The sequence below is a fragment of the Sphingobium scionense genome, from assembly GCF_014197035.1.
Taxonomy (GTDB): Bacteria; Pseudomonadota; Alphaproteobacteria; order Sphingomonadales; family Sphingomonadaceae; genus Sphingobium; species Sphingobium scionense.
This window is the reverse complement of sequence record NZ_JACIEU010000006.1, coordinates 222,315-237,624: the sequence shown is the minus strand read 5'-3', so window position 1 is coordinate 237,624 and position 15,310 is coordinate 222,315. Positions and strand designations below refer to the sequence as shown.

The 15,310-nt window shown below is 54.4% G+C and carries 14 protein-coding genes; 10 read left to right on the top strand and 4 right to left on the bottom strand.

Annotated elements, in window-relative coordinates; genetic code table 11:
• The first annotated feature begins 99 nt into the window (after positions 1-99).
• Both GGQ90_RS09205 and GGQ90_RS09200 read left to right on the top strand, forming a co-directional pair.
• Complete coding sequence (locus GGQ90_RS09205) at positions 100-1,023, top strand: aspartyl protease family protein (protein WP_188081865.1); 924 nt, start codon at positions 100-102, stop codon at positions 1,021-1,023.
• A 442-nt stretch (positions 1,024-1,465) separates the two neighbouring features.
• Positions 1,466-2,251: a Fic family protein gene (locus tag GGQ90_RS09200; RefSeq protein WP_188081864.1), complete on the top strand. Its 786-nt coding sequence runs from the start codon at positions 1,466-1,468 to the stop codon at positions 2,249-2,251.
• 1 nt (position 2,252) lies between these two features.
• Here GGQ90_RS09200 and GGQ90_RS09195 read toward each other — a convergent pair whose 3' ends face one another.
• Both GGQ90_RS09195 and GGQ90_RS09190 read right to left on the bottom strand, forming a co-directional pair.
• The gene (locus GGQ90_RS09195; protein ID WP_188081863.1) at positions 2,253-2,750 is read right to left on the bottom strand and encodes a DUF6932 family protein; all 498 of its coding nucleotides are present in this window, start codon (positions 2,748-2,750) and stop codon (positions 2,253-2,255) included.
• Positions 2,747-3,532 carry a hypothetical protein gene (locus GGQ90_RS09190; protein ID WP_188081862.1) on the bottom strand — a complete coding sequence of 262 codons (786 nt, stop codon included), beginning with the start codon at positions 3,530-3,532 and terminating at the stop codon, positions 2,747-2,749. The genes GGQ90_RS09195 and GGQ90_RS09190 overlap by 4 nt, the downstream gene beginning before the upstream one ends.
• 466 nt (positions 3,533-3,998) lie before the next feature.
• Between GGQ90_RS09190 and GGQ90_RS09185 the strand changes: the two genes are divergently transcribed.
• Genes GGQ90_RS09185 through GGQ90_RS09170 form a run of 4 tightly spaced genes read left to right on the top strand, consistent with a single transcriptional unit; the run spans position 3,999 to position 8,686 of the window.
• A complete protein-coding gene (locus GGQ90_RS09185; protein WP_188081861.1) occupies positions 3,999-4,148 on the top strand; it encodes a hypothetical protein in 150 nt (49 codons plus the stop codon).
• A 30-nt stretch (positions 4,149-4,178) separates the two neighbouring features.
• Complete coding sequence (locus GGQ90_RS09180) at positions 4,179-5,345, top strand: ATP-grasp domain-containing protein (RefSeq protein ID WP_223178172.1); 1,167 nt, start codon at positions 4,179-4,181, stop codon at positions 5,343-5,345.
• A gap of 36 nt (positions 5,346-5,381) precedes the next feature.
• Positions 5,382-6,584, top strand: coding sequence for an HlyD family secretion protein (locus GGQ90_RS29675; protein ID WP_188081859.1), 1,203 nt, complete (start codon positions 5,382-5,384; stop codon positions 6,582-6,584).
• A complete protein-coding gene (locus GGQ90_RS09170; RefSeq protein WP_188081858.1) occupies positions 6,554-8,686 on the top strand; it encodes a peptidase domain-containing ABC transporter in 2,133 nt (710 codons plus the stop codon). Before GGQ90_RS29675 ends, GGQ90_RS09170 begins: the two co-directional genes overlap by 31 nt.
• Positions 8,687-8,882: 196 nt before the next feature.
• Here the strand turns inward: GGQ90_RS09170 and GGQ90_RS09165 are convergent, their stop codons facing one another.
• Both GGQ90_RS09165 and traA read right to left on the bottom strand, forming a co-directional pair.
• On the bottom strand, positions 8,883-9,632 hold the full coding sequence (locus GGQ90_RS09165) for a DUF6118 family protein (protein WP_188081857.1): 750 nt from the start codon (positions 9,630-9,632) through the stop codon (positions 8,883-8,885).
• An 18-nt stretch (positions 9,633-9,650) separates the two neighbouring features.
• Positions 9,651-12,659: a Ti-type conjugative transfer relaxase TraA gene (gene traA / locus GGQ90_RS09160; protein WP_188081856.1), complete on the bottom strand. Its 3,009-nt coding sequence runs from the start codon at positions 12,657-12,659 to the stop codon at positions 9,651-9,653.
• 173 nt (positions 12,660-12,832) lie between these two features.
• Between traA and GGQ90_RS09155 the strand changes: the two genes are divergently transcribed.
• From GGQ90_RS09155 to GGQ90_RS09140, 4 genes are all read left to right on the top strand, one after another.
• On the top strand, positions 12,833-13,138 hold the full coding sequence (locus GGQ90_RS09155) for a conjugal transfer protein TraD (RefSeq protein ID WP_188081855.1): 306 nt from the start codon (positions 12,833-12,835) through the stop codon (positions 13,136-13,138).
• A 22-nt stretch (positions 13,139-13,160) separates the two neighbouring features.
• Positions 13,161-13,430 carry a conjugal transfer protein TraD gene (locus GGQ90_RS09150; protein WP_188081854.1) on the top strand — a complete coding sequence of 90 codons (270 nt, stop codon included), beginning with the start codon at positions 13,161-13,163 and terminating at the stop codon, positions 13,428-13,430.
• 116 nt (positions 13,431-13,546) lie between these two features.
• Entirely contained in the window at positions 13,547-14,710 is a 1,164-nt protein-coding gene (locus GGQ90_RS09145; RefSeq protein ID WP_188081853.1) for an aspartyl protease family protein, read from the top strand.
• Positions 14,711-14,716: 6 nt separating this feature from the next.
• The gene (locus tag GGQ90_RS09140) at positions 14,717-15,304 is read left to right on the top strand and encodes a hypothetical protein (protein ID WP_188081852.1); all 588 of its coding nucleotides are present in this window, start codon (positions 14,717-14,719) and stop codon (positions 15,302-15,304) included.
• Positions 15,305-15,310: the final 6 nt, after the last annotated feature.

The following is a 15,310-nucleotide window of genomic DNA, read 5'->3' as shown; positions in this document are numbered from 1 at the left end:
GGCAGCATGCGTTGGAGCTATCGCACGCGCTTATAGTTTTAAATTGCGGATATCGGCCCATAACGGCTACCCTGGCGCTGAACAATCGGAGGGTGATACGTGCTTATCGCTTTGATACTTGCCGCCGCCCTTCCGCAAGGCGCCAATCCACCAGGCACTGACGAACAGCAATCATACTCAGTGGAAATTAAATTCCCTGCCAAGCCGGACCAGGCTCCCGCGCCCGTCGAAATTGTTGATGGACATATACTTTTCCGCGCGAAGCTGGCGGGGCAGGATGCCTTGGTCATGATTGATAATGGCGCATTCCCCAGCGTGATCGACAGTTCTTTCGTCGAACGGCTTGGTCGGGAGATAGAGCAGCGCGACGGAGTGATTACCACCGTCCATAGATCTGTCCCAAAGCGCGTTGTTCGGGACGTAGCATTTTCTGTTCCTGGCGTCGTTGATATAAATGCGGGAGCGATCGCCGTCGCAGACCTATCTCACGTTCTCAGTGCTGAAAATCGCAGAATCGACGCTATTTTTGGGGCAGACTACCTGCGCTCCCTAGCTCTGATATTTCAGGGAAGTAAAAATAGCTTCCGCCTCGGGCCGGGAGGTGGGATCACGCTGCCTCCGGCATTTCCTGTGGTCCCCTTAATCGGCAACAGACCCACGGTTGCCGTCACAATTGGGGCGCAAACTCTGAATCTTGTTCTGGACTTGGGCGATAATGGGATGATGTCCATTTCCCGTCGTGTCTGGGATCGTATCGCTCCGAAGAATCAAATGCTTACGCAGACCACAGTCGCGGGGCTGGACGGTCAGCCGTTTCTGGTTGATCGCGGCGTTCTTCCTGCCGTGACTTTAGGCCGCCTACGCCGTGAGAATGTTGCGGTCCGCGTCGTTCCTGATGCTCCGAACCAAGAGGCTGATGGGCGGCTTGGGTTCGGCTTCCTTCTGAACACTGATTTCGTCCTTGATATCAAGGCCGGAAAGTTGGTGGTCGTTCCGTATCTGCGTTCTGCCCCAGCTCGCTGAATCGAGTCTCCTCCTCTCCAAAATAAAAAGCCCCCGGCTGGATCGAAAGGTGGTCGCGACCAAGGACACAGCTACACATGCGGTGTGCCGTCGGCGTCCAGCGTAACGATTGATGTTACGGCCAGATATGGGACGAAGTTCGTCACATGATGTAAGTCGTTGATTTTTCTGGTGCCCCCCCTACGGGCACCCGGCAGTGGCAGCAAGGTGCTCAATTTACATCGACATTTATCCGATGCACGATTTATATACCGTCACAAATGCCATCTGTCCCTTGGGTCGATATGACATCGCACTGGCAGAGAGTTTTCATGCGGGTGGCCAACCGATATCGGTGGCCTTGGGTTCACGGCGTCGGGACCATGTTCGTATATGTCCTAAACTACTGATTGCTTCCTGTTTACCAGGAACTTAGCAGGTCTCTACGAGCAACTAGGGTGGCATGAAGGATATGACTTTTAACAAGCGGCGCACACCACTGACCGAACCAAGCCATTCGAAATTAGCGTTAGTTGAAGCTCAACTTTCAGTTGCCAATCAATCCCTCCAGGCATCGAGCTTGATTGATAGGGCGACCGAACGAGTAGCCGAACGCATTTTGTCTGATCCGAAGATGTGTAAGAAATTGCTGCATCCGCTATCGAGCCATTGGAATGAACAGCAGATAATTTCTACGCCTCATGAGAACTTATGGCAACGGGAGCGTCTAGTGTGTACAGGACTGCTCAAAAAGTTCAAATTTGCTGTCGATAGCGAAGATGTTACGTACTTCATCTTACTACTAAAAGAGATAAATCTTGCTTTGACAGATAATAAGTACGGGGACTTTAGGAAAACAGATGTAAATACTGCGCCAGATGCATATGGGAATAGGGTATTCTATCCATCCGCAGATAACATAATATCATCAATAATAAATATTAAGAATTACTGCATGGGTGGAGGAATTGGTCTACGAAAGGCGATCATTTCTCAAGCAATTCTTGTGAATTCTCACCCATTCCATGACGGAAATGGTCGAGTTGGCCGAATTCTATTCAACTTGACGATGCAATATTCCGGTGCGTCTGATAATTTCTATATTCCACTAAAGATATTTTCCAATATGGCTACCGGGGGTTACGAACTGAGTCTCAGAGAAGCGGAAATATTTGGAAGATGGACGCCGTTGATTTCATATTTCATATCTATGTCCAGCATAATTGAACGAATATTGCGACAAAATTAATTTATTGCCTGACGTCAACGATCACTAATCCGCGCACAATATTTAATTCATTTCGATTTTTTACATAAAGAGTGCTAAAATAGGATAGTGCTTTTGCAGCAAGGATAGGGTCGGTGTCCCAAGGAATAAGTCGTAAATCGATCCTTCTCAGACGTGAGAGCTTCTGAAAATCAGGTATTGCACCCGCATTGAAGCCTTCAATCGCTTCATAAAATACAACACAATCTAGGTCGTTGGGATCGATTTTAGGGCCAATCGCACTGCCTCCTAACAGCGCAAATACGGGTCGAATCGCGATATCTGGCAGGCCTTCCACCGTTTCTACGAAACGTTCCATCAACTCCGCGCGATCCGCGAGCGCTGCTCCGGCCTTTATGGCTGCGATATTCGTAACGTAGGGGGTGGAATTGAACGGTGTACTTTCTTGTGCAGTGGGTAGAAAGGGCGGAAAGCTTCGACTTTCCGCCTCAGAAAATGCCTTCTCGAATTCAGATTTCAAGGGCGCGACTCCGGCAGCGCGAGATCCTTTCGTAATGCCTGCGGCAAAGGTGCGACTGTATCCGGTGCGGGGGAGGCTTGTACGACCGACTGCGTACCGTAAATCTGTGGCCGACCGATAGACTCGAGGTATCGATCCATCGACGCGGTTGCTATCCAGACCGCAGACGGGGCGCCCTTCGACAGTGCAGCAAGTGCCAAGGAATGAGACATTAGAAAGTCGTCGGATGTCTCTCCATGCTGATATATAATCGCGGCACGCTCATAGTCTTGACCGGTTTTTAGGTCGCCTTCTTGCAGCAACTTCATCACCGCCTGGCGGCGAACTTTGTCGCTTTTAGCAATCTGCTTCCAATCTTTAGAGTCCTGCCCTGTTCGCAAAGCCTGATCCTCATCAAAAATCTTTTTCAAATCCTCATTTGACGCGAACGGCGTATCGGGTCGCACGCTAATATCCGGGGCCCAATCCTGCGCCAGATCAATTCCCGAGTTGCTGCGCATCAAAGGAAAAAGTCCAACCGGCGCGCCCTGAATTTCCATAAGCAATCCATCATGACCCAGCTTCGTCAGAATGTACGTATCAACTTTCTTCGGATCACGCCGGTTTTCAATATCCACAAACAGCCTGTCATTCTCAAATCGGCTCGATTTTACAGCCAACTTGGTCGGGGAGCCAGAAGGGTTGCTAATGATCGGCCCCACCGACAAACTCATCTTGGCCGGACGGCGAAACACGCCAACCAAATTACCTGATCCACCATCCCTGTGGAGCGTCAGAGACATCAGGGCGCGACAGTGCGCTCTCACGACCCAGTTGCCTTCAAAGTCTCCTGTGGTCGCCGCGTAGGAACTCGTAAACGAGCAAGCGGCGACAAGGCCGACAAGCAACGCGGATAACCCACGCCCAGTTAGGACAACCATCGCTCGGAAATTTCCCATTGCTACCATCTTCCTCCCACAACACCGCAACGCAGAATGCACCTCTGCAAAACCAATGCGTGAAGTAAGGACTAGCAATCAAGGCACCATATGCCAACTCGAGTAATCTCGGAAAACCGGCATTTCGCCACCTCGAACTAGATAGTGAATTTCGATTCCTGCAAGGAAGTGGCTAATATTGCTAAAGCGTTTCCATCCATTTTGGTTCTGTGCATTTGAAGATCATATATATACTTGACACAAATCAGCCTTGACAGCCCCTTGCTCGGCCGCAACAATTAATTTCCCTGCCTGAACCAAGGAGATTGTTATGCAGAAAAAGCGTACCATCAACCGCACGAAGGCCCGTGAACTTACTCCGGAAGAAGCAGCAATTGTTGCTGGCGGTGCTCCTAGTGAAACTCCAATAGCGACCAATATCGGTCCGAATGGAGATACAGAAACACGTTTCGACTATTAAAATATTCAGCCCATCAGCCACTAGTGGCTGATGGGCTCCATCAATTGGTTTAGAGCTATGTCGATACTCATCGTGAGTGTGCCAGGTGATGCGCACGCAATCTATGTAGAACTTGGCTTAAAAGCTCTAAATCAACCTATGAATAAAATATTCTTAACTGAAATTCCGCAACGCGCATCCATATCGCATGACTCCAACTGTGGACGAAATTCGATCATCTATGAATCGAGCGCGGGCAGCCTCAATTTGACGGAATTTGACACTATATGGCTAAGGCGCATGGGGCGTCCGGTTTTAGGCGACGCCGTTCATGAGGATGACCGTCGGTACGCAGAACTTAGCTGGAAAAGCCTAGTGGAATCGATATGGCTACAAACAGAGCTATCGGGCGGTTTTCACATCAACGATCCCCGATCGGCGCTGGAACATAGTGCGAAGCCTCTCCATCTTGATATCGCAACAGCCAGTGGTTTAAAAATTCCACCGACATTGATAAGTAATTCCCGCGATAAAATTATTGATTTCATCAATCTTAATACGGATAATGATCGACAAACAATCGTAAAAGGTTTCTTCATTCCTGTCTGGTATTGTCAATCATCCGGAAGCGGACTAACAACTGGTACGGAAATTGTAACGATACGGGATGTCGAAGCTTCGGAAATAGAAGCTTGCCCCGCTATTTATCAAGCTCGCATTCCCAAATCTTATGAAGTGCGACTAACTAAAATGGGCGGCTATTCGCTCGCCGGGCGGTTCGTGCATAGGCCCGGGGATGACACTGAAGTTGATTTCCGACGAACGCCGGATTGGACGGATTTAGGGATGGAGCGCTGCGATATCCCCGACGCAATCAACATTGCGGTATCAATTATGTTCAAAAAGTTGAACCTCGTTTTTGGTTCTATAGACTTCATCGTGGATGATCAGGGACAATGGTGGTTCGTAGATCTTAATCCGATGGGGAATTTTTTCTGGGTAGAAGCATACTGCCCGGAAATTCCCCTTTTGGATACATTCTGCCATTTCCTGATGTCTCGCGATCCGAAATTCCAATTGCCTCGCAACCATAGGCCAAAGTTGCGCTTGCAGGACGTGGCACCCAATGAATTATTACGATCGTTCATCGACACCGAATTAACAAATAGCATAAAATATGTTGGGGAACGACCGGTTATTGAGTTAGGTGCTGTCTAGTTATGGCATATGTTTCATTTATAAGAGGCGTTTCTCGTGCTATTTCGTAAAGAAGTAGTTCAAAATAGAAGTGCCGACATTTCAGGGAAGCCATTTCTCGCAACGCCGGTATCGTGGCAGATATTCGGATTTTTCCTGGCATCCTTAATGCTTTTGGCCATTTTGGCTCTTTCGATCGCATTCCATGTGAGATCGGAAACGGCAACAGGCAAAATCGTTCCCGCTGGTGGCCTAATCAGTTTGAGAGCGGATGCCATGGGTTCCGTCGCCAAGATTTTTGTTAAACAGGGCCAGACCGTCAACTCCGGTGACATAATAGCCGAAGTGAGGGTGGAACGATCAATATCTCAATATGACACCTCTGAAACACTTGTCTTGAAATCACTTAGTGACCAAGATTCCGATCTTGATAGTCAGGTTGAGGAAAGTCGAAAGGCGGAGAAGGCTCAAATTAATCGGGCTAAGGCAAGGATGGAGGCCTTAGCAAGAGAGATAACGAGCTTGGACCGGCGGGCGTCCCTTTATACGGATTTGGTGAAAAGATCTGAGGATGATCTTCAGAGAATCGCAGATGTCGTAGACAGGGGATTTATTAGTGTAAGAGATGTTAATGATCGAAGAGATACCCTCGCGACGAAACAGATTGCGCTTGATGAAATCATTGATCAACGGGATCAAAAGCGTAGCGAGTTATTTCAGGAAAAGCAGGAGCTTGATTTGCTTCTCGCAACCTCGAAATCTAATCAGGCGGCCATCTCTCTTAGACGCAATCAAATTTCGGAGGCGATATCTCAGACGATGGGCCTTCGCTCTTATCTAGTAAGGGCACCCGCATCTGGTACCATTGCCGCATTGGATTTGGGGTTGGGGAGTTCCATCGTCGCCGGTCAGGAAATAGCGAGTCTCTACCCGCGTAACTCTGCTCTGGAAGCGGAATTAAATGTTTCTCCTTCCGCTATAGGATCCATTCGGGTTGGGATGCCTGTCGAGCTTGCAATCGACGCTTTCCCGAAAAGTCAGTACGGGATGCTGGTCGGCGTGATTAGTGAGGTGGCTGGGGCTCCCGTGAAAGCCTCCCCATCCGATCAAATGTCGGCCTATAAGGTGCGAGTCAGATTCTACCGCAAGAAAGGCAATGAGGCCCTGCGACTTATTCCAGGAATGACGCTGAAGGCTTCCATTGAGGTTGAGCGACGCCGGATGATTAGATGGATGTTCTCTGGTTACGAGCGGCTGTAGGCGAAATGCTAGATCTTCATTTTTTTAGGCGTCGCAGCGTCCGAATGGTTAGGCAGATTGAGCTGGCGGAATGCGGCTTGGCTTGCTTAGCGATGGTGGCAAATTACCATGGAAGAGGGCAAGCACTTCAAGACCTCAGACGGCGTTTCCCGCCTTCTCATCGGGGAACCAATATTGCGAAACTGATGTCGATTGCGGATCAAATCGGTTTCCTGCCCCGGGCACTGAAGGTTCCACTCGACGAATTGCGTTTGCTCACGTTTCCGGCAATCTTGCACTGGAATTTGAAGCATTTCGTTGTGGCTGAGCGGGCATCTTCCCGGGGCGTCATGATCCACAACCCGGACGGCCACAGCCGGTGGTACAGCTGGAATGACTTGTCACTGCATTTCTCCGGCATAGCCTTGGAATTGCGGCCCAGCAGCGAAAAGCAAGAGCCTTTGCCAACCGCTAATACCTTACGTATACGTGAGCTTTTTTCAGGAATGGGCGGAATACTGAGCGTTATTGTGCAGGTTCTAACCATGACGCTCATAATACAGATTGCCTCGATCGCGACCCCGTATTTCATGCAGGTCGCTTTGGATAATACTATTTCAATACAAAGTGTAGATTTTCTGTTGGCTCTTGCGGCTGGATTCGGCATCATCAGCGTAGTGGGAGTTGCTGCTGGCTGGCTCCGATCGTTCACAATTCTTACGGCTTCCTCGCAAGCCAACCTCTCCATCGCGTCAAATACAGTTAGAAAGCTATTCAGGCTGCCGATTTCGTGGTTCGAGCGCAGGCATCTTGGTGATATTTTATCCCGTTTTTCGTCTATTCAGCCTATTCAGCAGTTAATATTAGAGAAAGGTATTATATCAATTATTGATGGAATATTTTCTATTTCGGTAATGATATTGATGTTTTTCTATAATACGCTGATGACGTTAATTGCGTTATTGGCTATATTAACTTACGTATTTACAAGGATTATATTTTTTCGGTATGCGCGTGAGGCAAAGCAAGAGTCTATCGTTTCTCATGGTCGTGAGCAGAGTTTTTTAATTGAATCCATACGAGGAATTTTGAGTCTACGTTTATTCGGTGCTGAAACTAAGCGCTTTTCTGCTTGGCAAGCGAAGATGGTCGATGCGCTGAATGGTGACATCAGAACAGCACGAATTCAGAACTGGGAATCATCACTCTGCAGCCTTATTATGGCTTTGCAAGATATATTGATAATTTTCATCTCTGTCATCATGATTAGTCGCGGTGACATGACAATTGGCATGACATTTGCTTTCATTGCCTATAAACAGATGTTCATTTCTCGCATTTTTCTACTTGTGGATCAGTATATCTCGTTCAAAATGCTCGGCCTGCACTTGGACCGCCTTTCGGATATTGTAAAAGGGGAAGAGGATTGGGCCTTTAATGGTCGAAGCGCAGATCGTGAATTAAAGGGAGGTATAACCGTAGACAATGTTTCGTTTCGCTATTCATCGGGTGATAATTTAGTATTGAGAAACATTAGTATGGAAGTGTTTCCTGGAGATCATGTTGCACTAACTGGTGCGTCAGGGAGTGGGAAGTCAACATTACTAAAATTAATCGGTGGCATTGAAAAACCAACTCAAGGAAGCATACTTATTGATGGGGAGCCGATGGAGGAATTTGGCATAAGAAGCTTTCATCAACAAATTTCTGTAATATCTCAGAATGATAATCTATTTTCTGGAACAATTGCGAGTAATATAGCGTTATTTGAAGAAATTATGGATATTGATCGGGTCCATTCTGTCGCCCAAGATGCAGCTATTCACGATGATATCATGGCGATGCCTATGAAATATGATACTCAAGTGAGTGAACTTGGGTCAACTCTTTCTGGCGGGCAAAAACAACGCATTATCCTCGCTAGGGCTCTTTATCGGAATCCGAAAATTCTACTGATTGATGAGGGGACTGCTCATCTTGACTTAGTTCGCGAAATGCAGGTCAATCAAGCAATTAAGAGATTGGGTATAACGCGCATAATTATAGCGCACAGAACGGAAACAATAAACTCTGCTGATCGGATTTATATTATGGAAGACGGAAGTTTGATTTGCGACAATTAGACGAAGAATAGAGTGTAAATTTGATGCTGTGAAATCCATCTTGTACCCTGTATTGATTTATTTTGTGGGTCATAAATCTATCACCATGCTCGTCTAACAGCTGGCCACTTTCACCGTATCTGGCAGCCTTGGCAGCCTAGAGCAAAATGTCGAGCAATCGGCTTCGCGGCCCCGCCCCGAGCGGTTTCCGGCGCGGTTAGGGCCTTCTGACACTGATGGCGCATCGCACCCGCTTTTCGGCCTTGGTGGCTGCTCGTTCGCAAGCCCCGATGGCTTCTCTGTTCTCCTGCCGCATATCAGCGGCATCCACGATCGCCTGCCAGCGTTTCGGGTTCCCAGCGCGCATTAGACGGATCCCGGCATCCCATAGGGATGCCTCGCCTAACGTGCGGGCGGCCACCCGTTCCGGCCAAAGCCAACCTTGCGGCCCGACATTGGCCGCCCATCCCGGATAGAACAGCCACAGAAGCGATACTGCCAGCGCCGTGCCTATGCCGGTGTAGACCAAGTGCCGGCGTTGCCGGTCCTTGGTGCGGATCGCGCCGATAGCTTTCATCTGTTCGACATGAGCTTCGCGGAGCAGCGCCTGCGCCTGTTTGATGGATGCCTTGTCCGTCTCCCGCGCCGCCTCCGCTGATGCTATGATCCGTTCCGCCATGCTCTCCGGGGTCATGTTGAGCGCCTCGGACTGCGAAAGCGCCTTCATGTGCTTGGCGAACTCGGCGATGTTGGCGTTAATCTTGGCGAGCGTCGGATTGTAGTCGGGAACCTCGATGCTCTGCTTCTCAACGGCGATATGCTCAAGCGCTCGGGCGATTACCGCCAAGCGCCCGTCAAGCCGCTGTTCCATCGCCTCCACGCGCGCCGCCAGGCGCGCGAACGCCTCCGCCGCCGTGCCGGTCGGTTGCTGGGATTCAGGACCGTTCAACAGGGATTGGTGGTCCATGCGTCTTTCTCCTTTGGTCTAGCGTTCCATGCCGCGGCTCATGTCGCGGCCATGATCGAAGGGGATGGAAGCGGCGAGGTCGCGACCGATGCTGCGGCCCATGTCCTGACCGATCTCAAGTCCAAGCTCGCGGCTGCGCAGTCCCAGCACCGATTCAAGCTGGGCATCGCGCTCAAGGCTTTTGGCCATGTCGGCCATGTGCTGCGCCGTGGTCTTCGCGGCCCGGAAGTTGCCGTCGCGCACAAGTTCCTGATGCTGGCGCTGCAACTGCTGCCAACCTTCGACAAAGCGGTCCGCGCGCTGGAAGGGGTCGATACGGATTTCCGCCTCCGCCTGCATCGCGCGCACCGCTTCATGGCCGCGTCCTTCCGCCGCCTCGCGGATCAGTTCCGGGCCTGCCCGGAACGCGCTGTTGAGGTCCGTCGAGCCTTCGGGCCGGATCGCGTCGAGGGCGTCGCGCGCCTTATCCAGCGCCTCGCGCTGGTGGGGCATGGGGTCGATGCCCTGCGCGCGGGTCTGCCGGATCGCGTCGAGCGCCTTGGCGTAGCGCTCGACCGCACCGCGCAATCCGCCTGCGCGCATCGGCTGCGGTTCGTGATCGCGCTGTTGCTGGCGCGCGGGATCATGGACAGGCGCAGAAGCGAAGCGCCCAAGATCCAGACCGTCGAACATACCGCGCTCGGGTGCGGGCGATGGCGCGCGATCCTGACCGGGCAGCGAGAGGCGCAAGCCGTCGAAGATCCCGCGCGCCTTCTCCGCGATCGGCCTGACGATCTCGGCGACGCGCTCGCCAAAGCTGATGCCGCGCCGCTCGGCAAACTCCTTGGCCGGATCGACTTGGCGGTAGTCGCTCGCCATGTCTTTGGCACGCTCGCGGGACAGGGTGCGGATAAGCCGGGACTCGTCCTTGAAATCATCCCGCCCATAATGGAAGTCCACGCCGTCCCGGTGGCGGGTGAGAACGACATAGGTTCCGTGCCGATCCATCCCCTGCGTGGTGAGCGCGTGCGTGCGATCGACGCTCACCGCCTGCGTCTTGTGAATCGTGGCGGCATAGCCATGGTCGAGGTCGCGATAGTCCTTGAGGTCGAACGATACGGAGCGCCCGTCATCGGTGCGCACCGTCATGTTCTGCTCGTTGACCCGCTCGATGGTTCCAAGCGTGCCGTTCTTCACTTCCATGCTGCGGTCGTTGCGCCGGAACATGACGCGATCCCCGGATGCGAAATCCCGGTCGCCGTTGACGGTCTTCACGCGGGCGTCGTCGCCCAGTTCGCCCGCCTCACGCCGCCGATCGCGCGCCATCTCGTTGAGCGTGCGCACCTCGTCATTGGTGTGGGTGAAGATCATCCGCGTCTTGTCGGGTTCGGCCTGCCGTGCGGCGTCCCAACGGTCGATCAGGTCCGCGCGCGCCTGTTCTCGCGTTTCGGCCGCGTGGACCATGCCGTGATCGGCATAGGCCCGGATCGCTTCGCCGGTCCTGCCGGTCGCCAGATGGCGCGTAGCGTCTTTCTGCCAATCCTCATGTTGGCGGCGGATTTCGGTGATCTCTACGCCACCATGCCGCTCATGGATCGCGCGGAACGCCGCGCCCGCCTCGATCGCCTGCAACTGCTCGGCGTCACCGACGAGCACCACCTTCGCGCCCGCCGCTTCTGCATGGGACAGCACGCGCTCCATTTGGCGCGTGCCGACCATGCCCGCCTCGTCGATCACCAGCACATCGCGGGACGTGAGCATATCGCGCCCGTTGGCCCAGCCATATTCCATGCTGGCGATGGTGCGCGACGCAATGCCGGAACCGTTCTCCAGCCCCTCCGCCGCGATGCCCGATAACGCTACGCCGCGCACCTCGAACCCCGACCGCTCCCATGCCTCCCGCGCAACGCCCAGCATCGCGCTCTTGCCGGTGCCTGCGTAGCCAACGACGATGCTCAAATCCCGATCGCCGGTCACATGCTCGAACGCTGCCCGCTGTTCGCCAGACAGCAACAATCCGCGCCCCTCCGCGCTGACCAATGCTGCCTCGCGCGACTTCTCGTCCGTGCGATGCTGTTCGCGCTCCGCCATCAATTCGCTGGCGCGCTGCAACCGCTGCTCGGTTTCGATCATGTCACGCGACGTAAAGCGATCGTCGCCGCGCCCGTCCTTACCCAAGGCGACAAGATCAGGCGAGGCACGAACGGCGCTCATCGCACGGTCATATTGGTCCTTGCCGTCGCTGTGCCGGTGGATGAACATCGCAAGGTCGCGGCCCGTGAACGTCGCCTGATGATGGGTGATGGCGTTGAGCGCCACGGATGGATCGGCGATGATCCGATCGCCATTGCGCTCGGCGATGGCGCGGTGATCCTCGATGCGCTCGGCCTCAAGGCCGCGCTCGCCCATGCGCGACGCTGCGGGGCCGATCTTATCTTGCGGCTCAAGCTCGATGCCCTGGGCTTCAAGGCTGCGGTGATCGATCCGCGCGTCTATATCGAGTTCGGCAAGGCGGACGTTGACATGATCGGCCCAGCGCTCGCGCCACTGCTCCACCAATTCCGTGCGGTTCCAGTCGCGGACCTTCTGCCCGAAACCTTCCTCGCCTACTTCCCGCATGGTGAGCATGACATGGGCGTGGGGCTTCGCCAGCTTGTCCGCGCCGATGTCCCAATGCACATTCAAATCCGCGATCATGCCGCGCTCGACAAACTCGGCGCGCACGAAATCCTGCGCGAGCGCGACGCCCTGCGGCTGGTTCATCTCGCGCGGAATAGCGAACTCGACTTCGCGCGCTAGCTGCGCATCCTTGCGCTTCTCGGTTGCCTCGACCTCATTCCAGAGAGTCGCGCGATCCGAGAAGCGTTCGGGCGCACCTTCGGGCAAAAGGATTTCCGAATGGACGACGCCCGCCTTGTTCGTGAAGTCATGGTCGCGGTCGAGCCGATCATCGTGCAGGCGCTCGGCCGCACGATAGGCCGCCGCCGCGACGGCGCTGCGCCCTTGCGCGCGGCCAATGACCTGAACGGAGAAATGGAAAATCGCCATAACGATCGTCCATTTACTATCTCAAGCGCACGTCGGCACGACGTATAAGCGCGCCCTCCTCGAATAAAATCCGAGAAGGGACTAGGCGGTGTCATCCCGTCCCAGCGACTCTACTGCGCTACCGCCTACCTTCTTCTATCATGACTGCATCGTCACTCAATGGAGACTTTGCCATGCGCAAACCCAAGGATTTCGATTCGGAACTGAAAGCCCTCGCCGACAAGGCGAAAGCGATCAAGGAACGGCGCGTGCGCCAGCTTGGCGAACTGGTCACGGCAACCGGGGCCGATACGCTCGACGCTGATATGCTAGCCGGGGTGCTACTCCATGCCGCCACGGTTAAGGACGCCGCGACAAAGGAGGGATGGCGCAAGGCGGGCGCCGCCTTCTTTCAGGGCAAGACACGTCAGCCTGCGCCGCGATCTGACCAACGGTCGGAAGGCGCTCTCCCGCTCGACGGCGGCGCGGCACCGCGTTGAGGCCCAAAAGGCGAGAACCGACATGCGCGATTGGATGGTCGAGCGCAGGGCGCGCACGAAGCAATTGATCGAACTGGGCGGCCTGGTCGTGAAGGCTGGCCTCGTCGATCTCACCGACGATGATCGGACGACGCTTTACGGGGCGTTCCTTGCGCTAGCGAGGAAGCTGCAAGGCGAGGATCGCGATCAGGCGCTTGCCTTGTGGAAGCGTAGCGGCAAACGTGCGTTCGAGGACGAAGCGGAGCAGCAGAAACATATCGCAAGTCGATCTCACGAAGACAGCCGCCAATAGGGCCAGTCTTTTGCTTCAGCAGGGTTGACTTGGGTCTCAGATCGAAATCTTCTCGCATGGGGCAATCGATCATTGGCGCACGCCCTATATTTCGCACGGAAGGAAACCGGACCGCCATGCAAAGGCGTGATGTTTTGAGCGGATTTGCGTTCACCCTGATCGCGGGGCTGGCAAGGCCCGTTCTCGCTCAGGAAGGGCGTGTGATCGTCAGCAAGATCGCTCTTCTGGATGGTCGCGTAGTGATGCCGGTGACGATTGCGGGCAATGGGCCATATCTGTTTCTGCTGGACACAGGCGGGGCCGGTAGCCTGATCGATGCGAAGCTCGCTCGCGAGTTGAAGCTCCAATCGACGGGTTCGGTCAGGACGCGCGGTGTCGGTGGGCAAGCAGTGCTTGGCAGCTACACCGCAAGGGACGTCATATTCGGCGGCGGAGCGCGCCAACCCGTCGTGTCTCTTTCGGCCATAGACGGAGGTTTCGGTCCTCGTGTGCGCGGGTCATTGGCCGCAGGGATTCTGACGACCGTCGATAGTGATCTCGATATCGAAGCAGGCGAATGGCGAGCCTATCCGGATGGTCGTCCCGAACGTGTCGGCTTTGTGAAGCTGGAACGTGCAATCCGCAGTGACAGTACATTGGGCCGCAACGCTGCATCGCCACGCCTCTATGGCGATATACAAGTCAACGGCATGGTGCTCGAATGTCTGCTCGATACCGGCGCGCCAGGCGCGATCTCGATCAGCTATGACAATGCCCGCCGCCTCGGGCTGTGGGATGATGCCAGACCCTTTGCGCCGCAGGCGACAAGCGGGATTGGCGGCAGCGGTGGGATCGGCAGGATCGTGCGGGCTAACAATGCCCTGTTCGCCGGTCAACATTTTGATCGACCGCTGGTCCTGCTGCGCGGCCCCTCGGATGGTGCGCGGAGTCATGACGGCATTGTCGGCTTGACGATGCTTCGCGGCTTCAACCTCTCTACGGAGGTAAAGACGCGCTCCCTTTGGTTGCAACGTCATTCGGATGCCGCGCCTTTGCCGGAACGTTATGGGATGTCGGGTCTGTGGCTGGAGAACAAAGGGAACGAAATTCGTGTCGCGGTCGTGGGTACGGGAAGCCCCGCTTCGGCGGCAGGTATTCAGGTCGGGGATCGGATTGCCGGCCTCGATTTCCGCGCGGCCATCGCGAGCATCACGGGGGCTCCGGGGAAAGACGTTACACTATCGGTTGCGACGAACGATCAGGCGCGATCGGTTCGTTTTACCTTGACCCCGTTTCTTTGATTTCTTGTGTTGATCGATCCTGCCTTCCCGATGGTCCTGCGCAATGACGCCGTGCGCGTTCATCGCAATGCCGTGAGCCGGGATTTCACGGTCAGCAAGGACACCTATGATCTCTACTCGCTCTCAGGTCTCACCAAGGGCGAGGAGAATCTCTGGGCGAAGTTCTCGACGCTGGGACAGGGCAAGGCCCGATATGACCTGTTGCAGAAGCTGATTGCGCGCCAGCCTGCTCTTCGTCTGGGCTTGTTGCTGGACGATCTAGCCGAAGCCTTGCTTATTGTCGGTGTCGCCGATCTGCGCACGCGCGAAGGCGCGCTGCTGGTGCTGGAATGGATAGACGACAACTTCGGCGCACCGTTGCTCCCGCCATCGGTCCTGAACATGTTCAGGCCCAAATTGCGGGCGCTTCGCCGACGGCGCTTTGGCTGGGTGGTTCCGCCGCAAAGTGGGGGCAAGGACCATGGGGCCGCAAGGGAAGGCGACGGTCCCATGGAATATCCCCGCGTGTGGCTGTCCGAACCGCAACTCGAACTCTATCGCGCCGATGCCGACTGGCCTGCAATTTTTGATGACGACAGGTCGCGCGGCGCATAGAGCCGA

Excerpts from the sequence above, each read along its gene's own strand:
- GGQ90_RS09200 (WP_188081864.1), top strand. The coding sequence starts at position 1,466 with ATGAAGGATATGACTTTTAACAAGCGGCGCACACCACTGACCGAACCA.
- GGQ90_RS09190 (WP_188081862.1), bottom strand. The coding sequence starts at position 3,532 with ATGTCTCTGACGCTCCACAGGGATGGTGGATCAGGTAATTTGGTTGGC.
- GGQ90_RS09185 (WP_188081861.1), top strand. The coding sequence starts at position 3,999 with ATGCAGAAAAAGCGTACCATCAACCGCACGAAGGCCCGTGAACTTACT.
- GGQ90_RS09180 (WP_223178172.1), top strand. The coding sequence starts at position 4,179 with ATGGGCTCCATCAATTGGTTTAGAGCTATGTCGATACTCATCGTGAGT.
- GGQ90_RS09170 (WP_188081858.1), top strand. The coding sequence starts at position 6,554 with ATGGATGTTCTCTGGTTACGAGCGGCTGTAGGCGAAATGCTAGATCTT.
- GGQ90_RS09165 (WP_188081857.1), bottom strand. The coding sequence starts at position 9,632 with ATGGACCACCAATCCCTGTTGAACGGTCCTGAATCCCAGCAACCGACC.
- traA (WP_188081856.1), bottom strand. The coding sequence starts at position 12,659 with ATGGCGATTTTCCATTTCTCCGTTCAGGTCATTGGCCGCGCGCAAGGG.
- GGQ90_RS09155 (WP_188081855.1), top strand. The coding sequence starts at position 12,833 with ATGCGCAAACCCAAGGATTTCGATTCGGAACTGAAAGCCCTCGCCGAC.
- GGQ90_RS09150 (WP_188081854.1), top strand. The coding sequence starts at position 13,161 with ATGCGCGATTGGATGGTCGAGCGCAGGGCGCGCACGAAGCAATTGATC.
- GGQ90_RS09145 (WP_188081853.1), top strand. The coding sequence starts at position 13,547 with ATGCAAAGGCGTGATGTTTTGAGCGGATTTGCGTTCACCCTGATCGCG.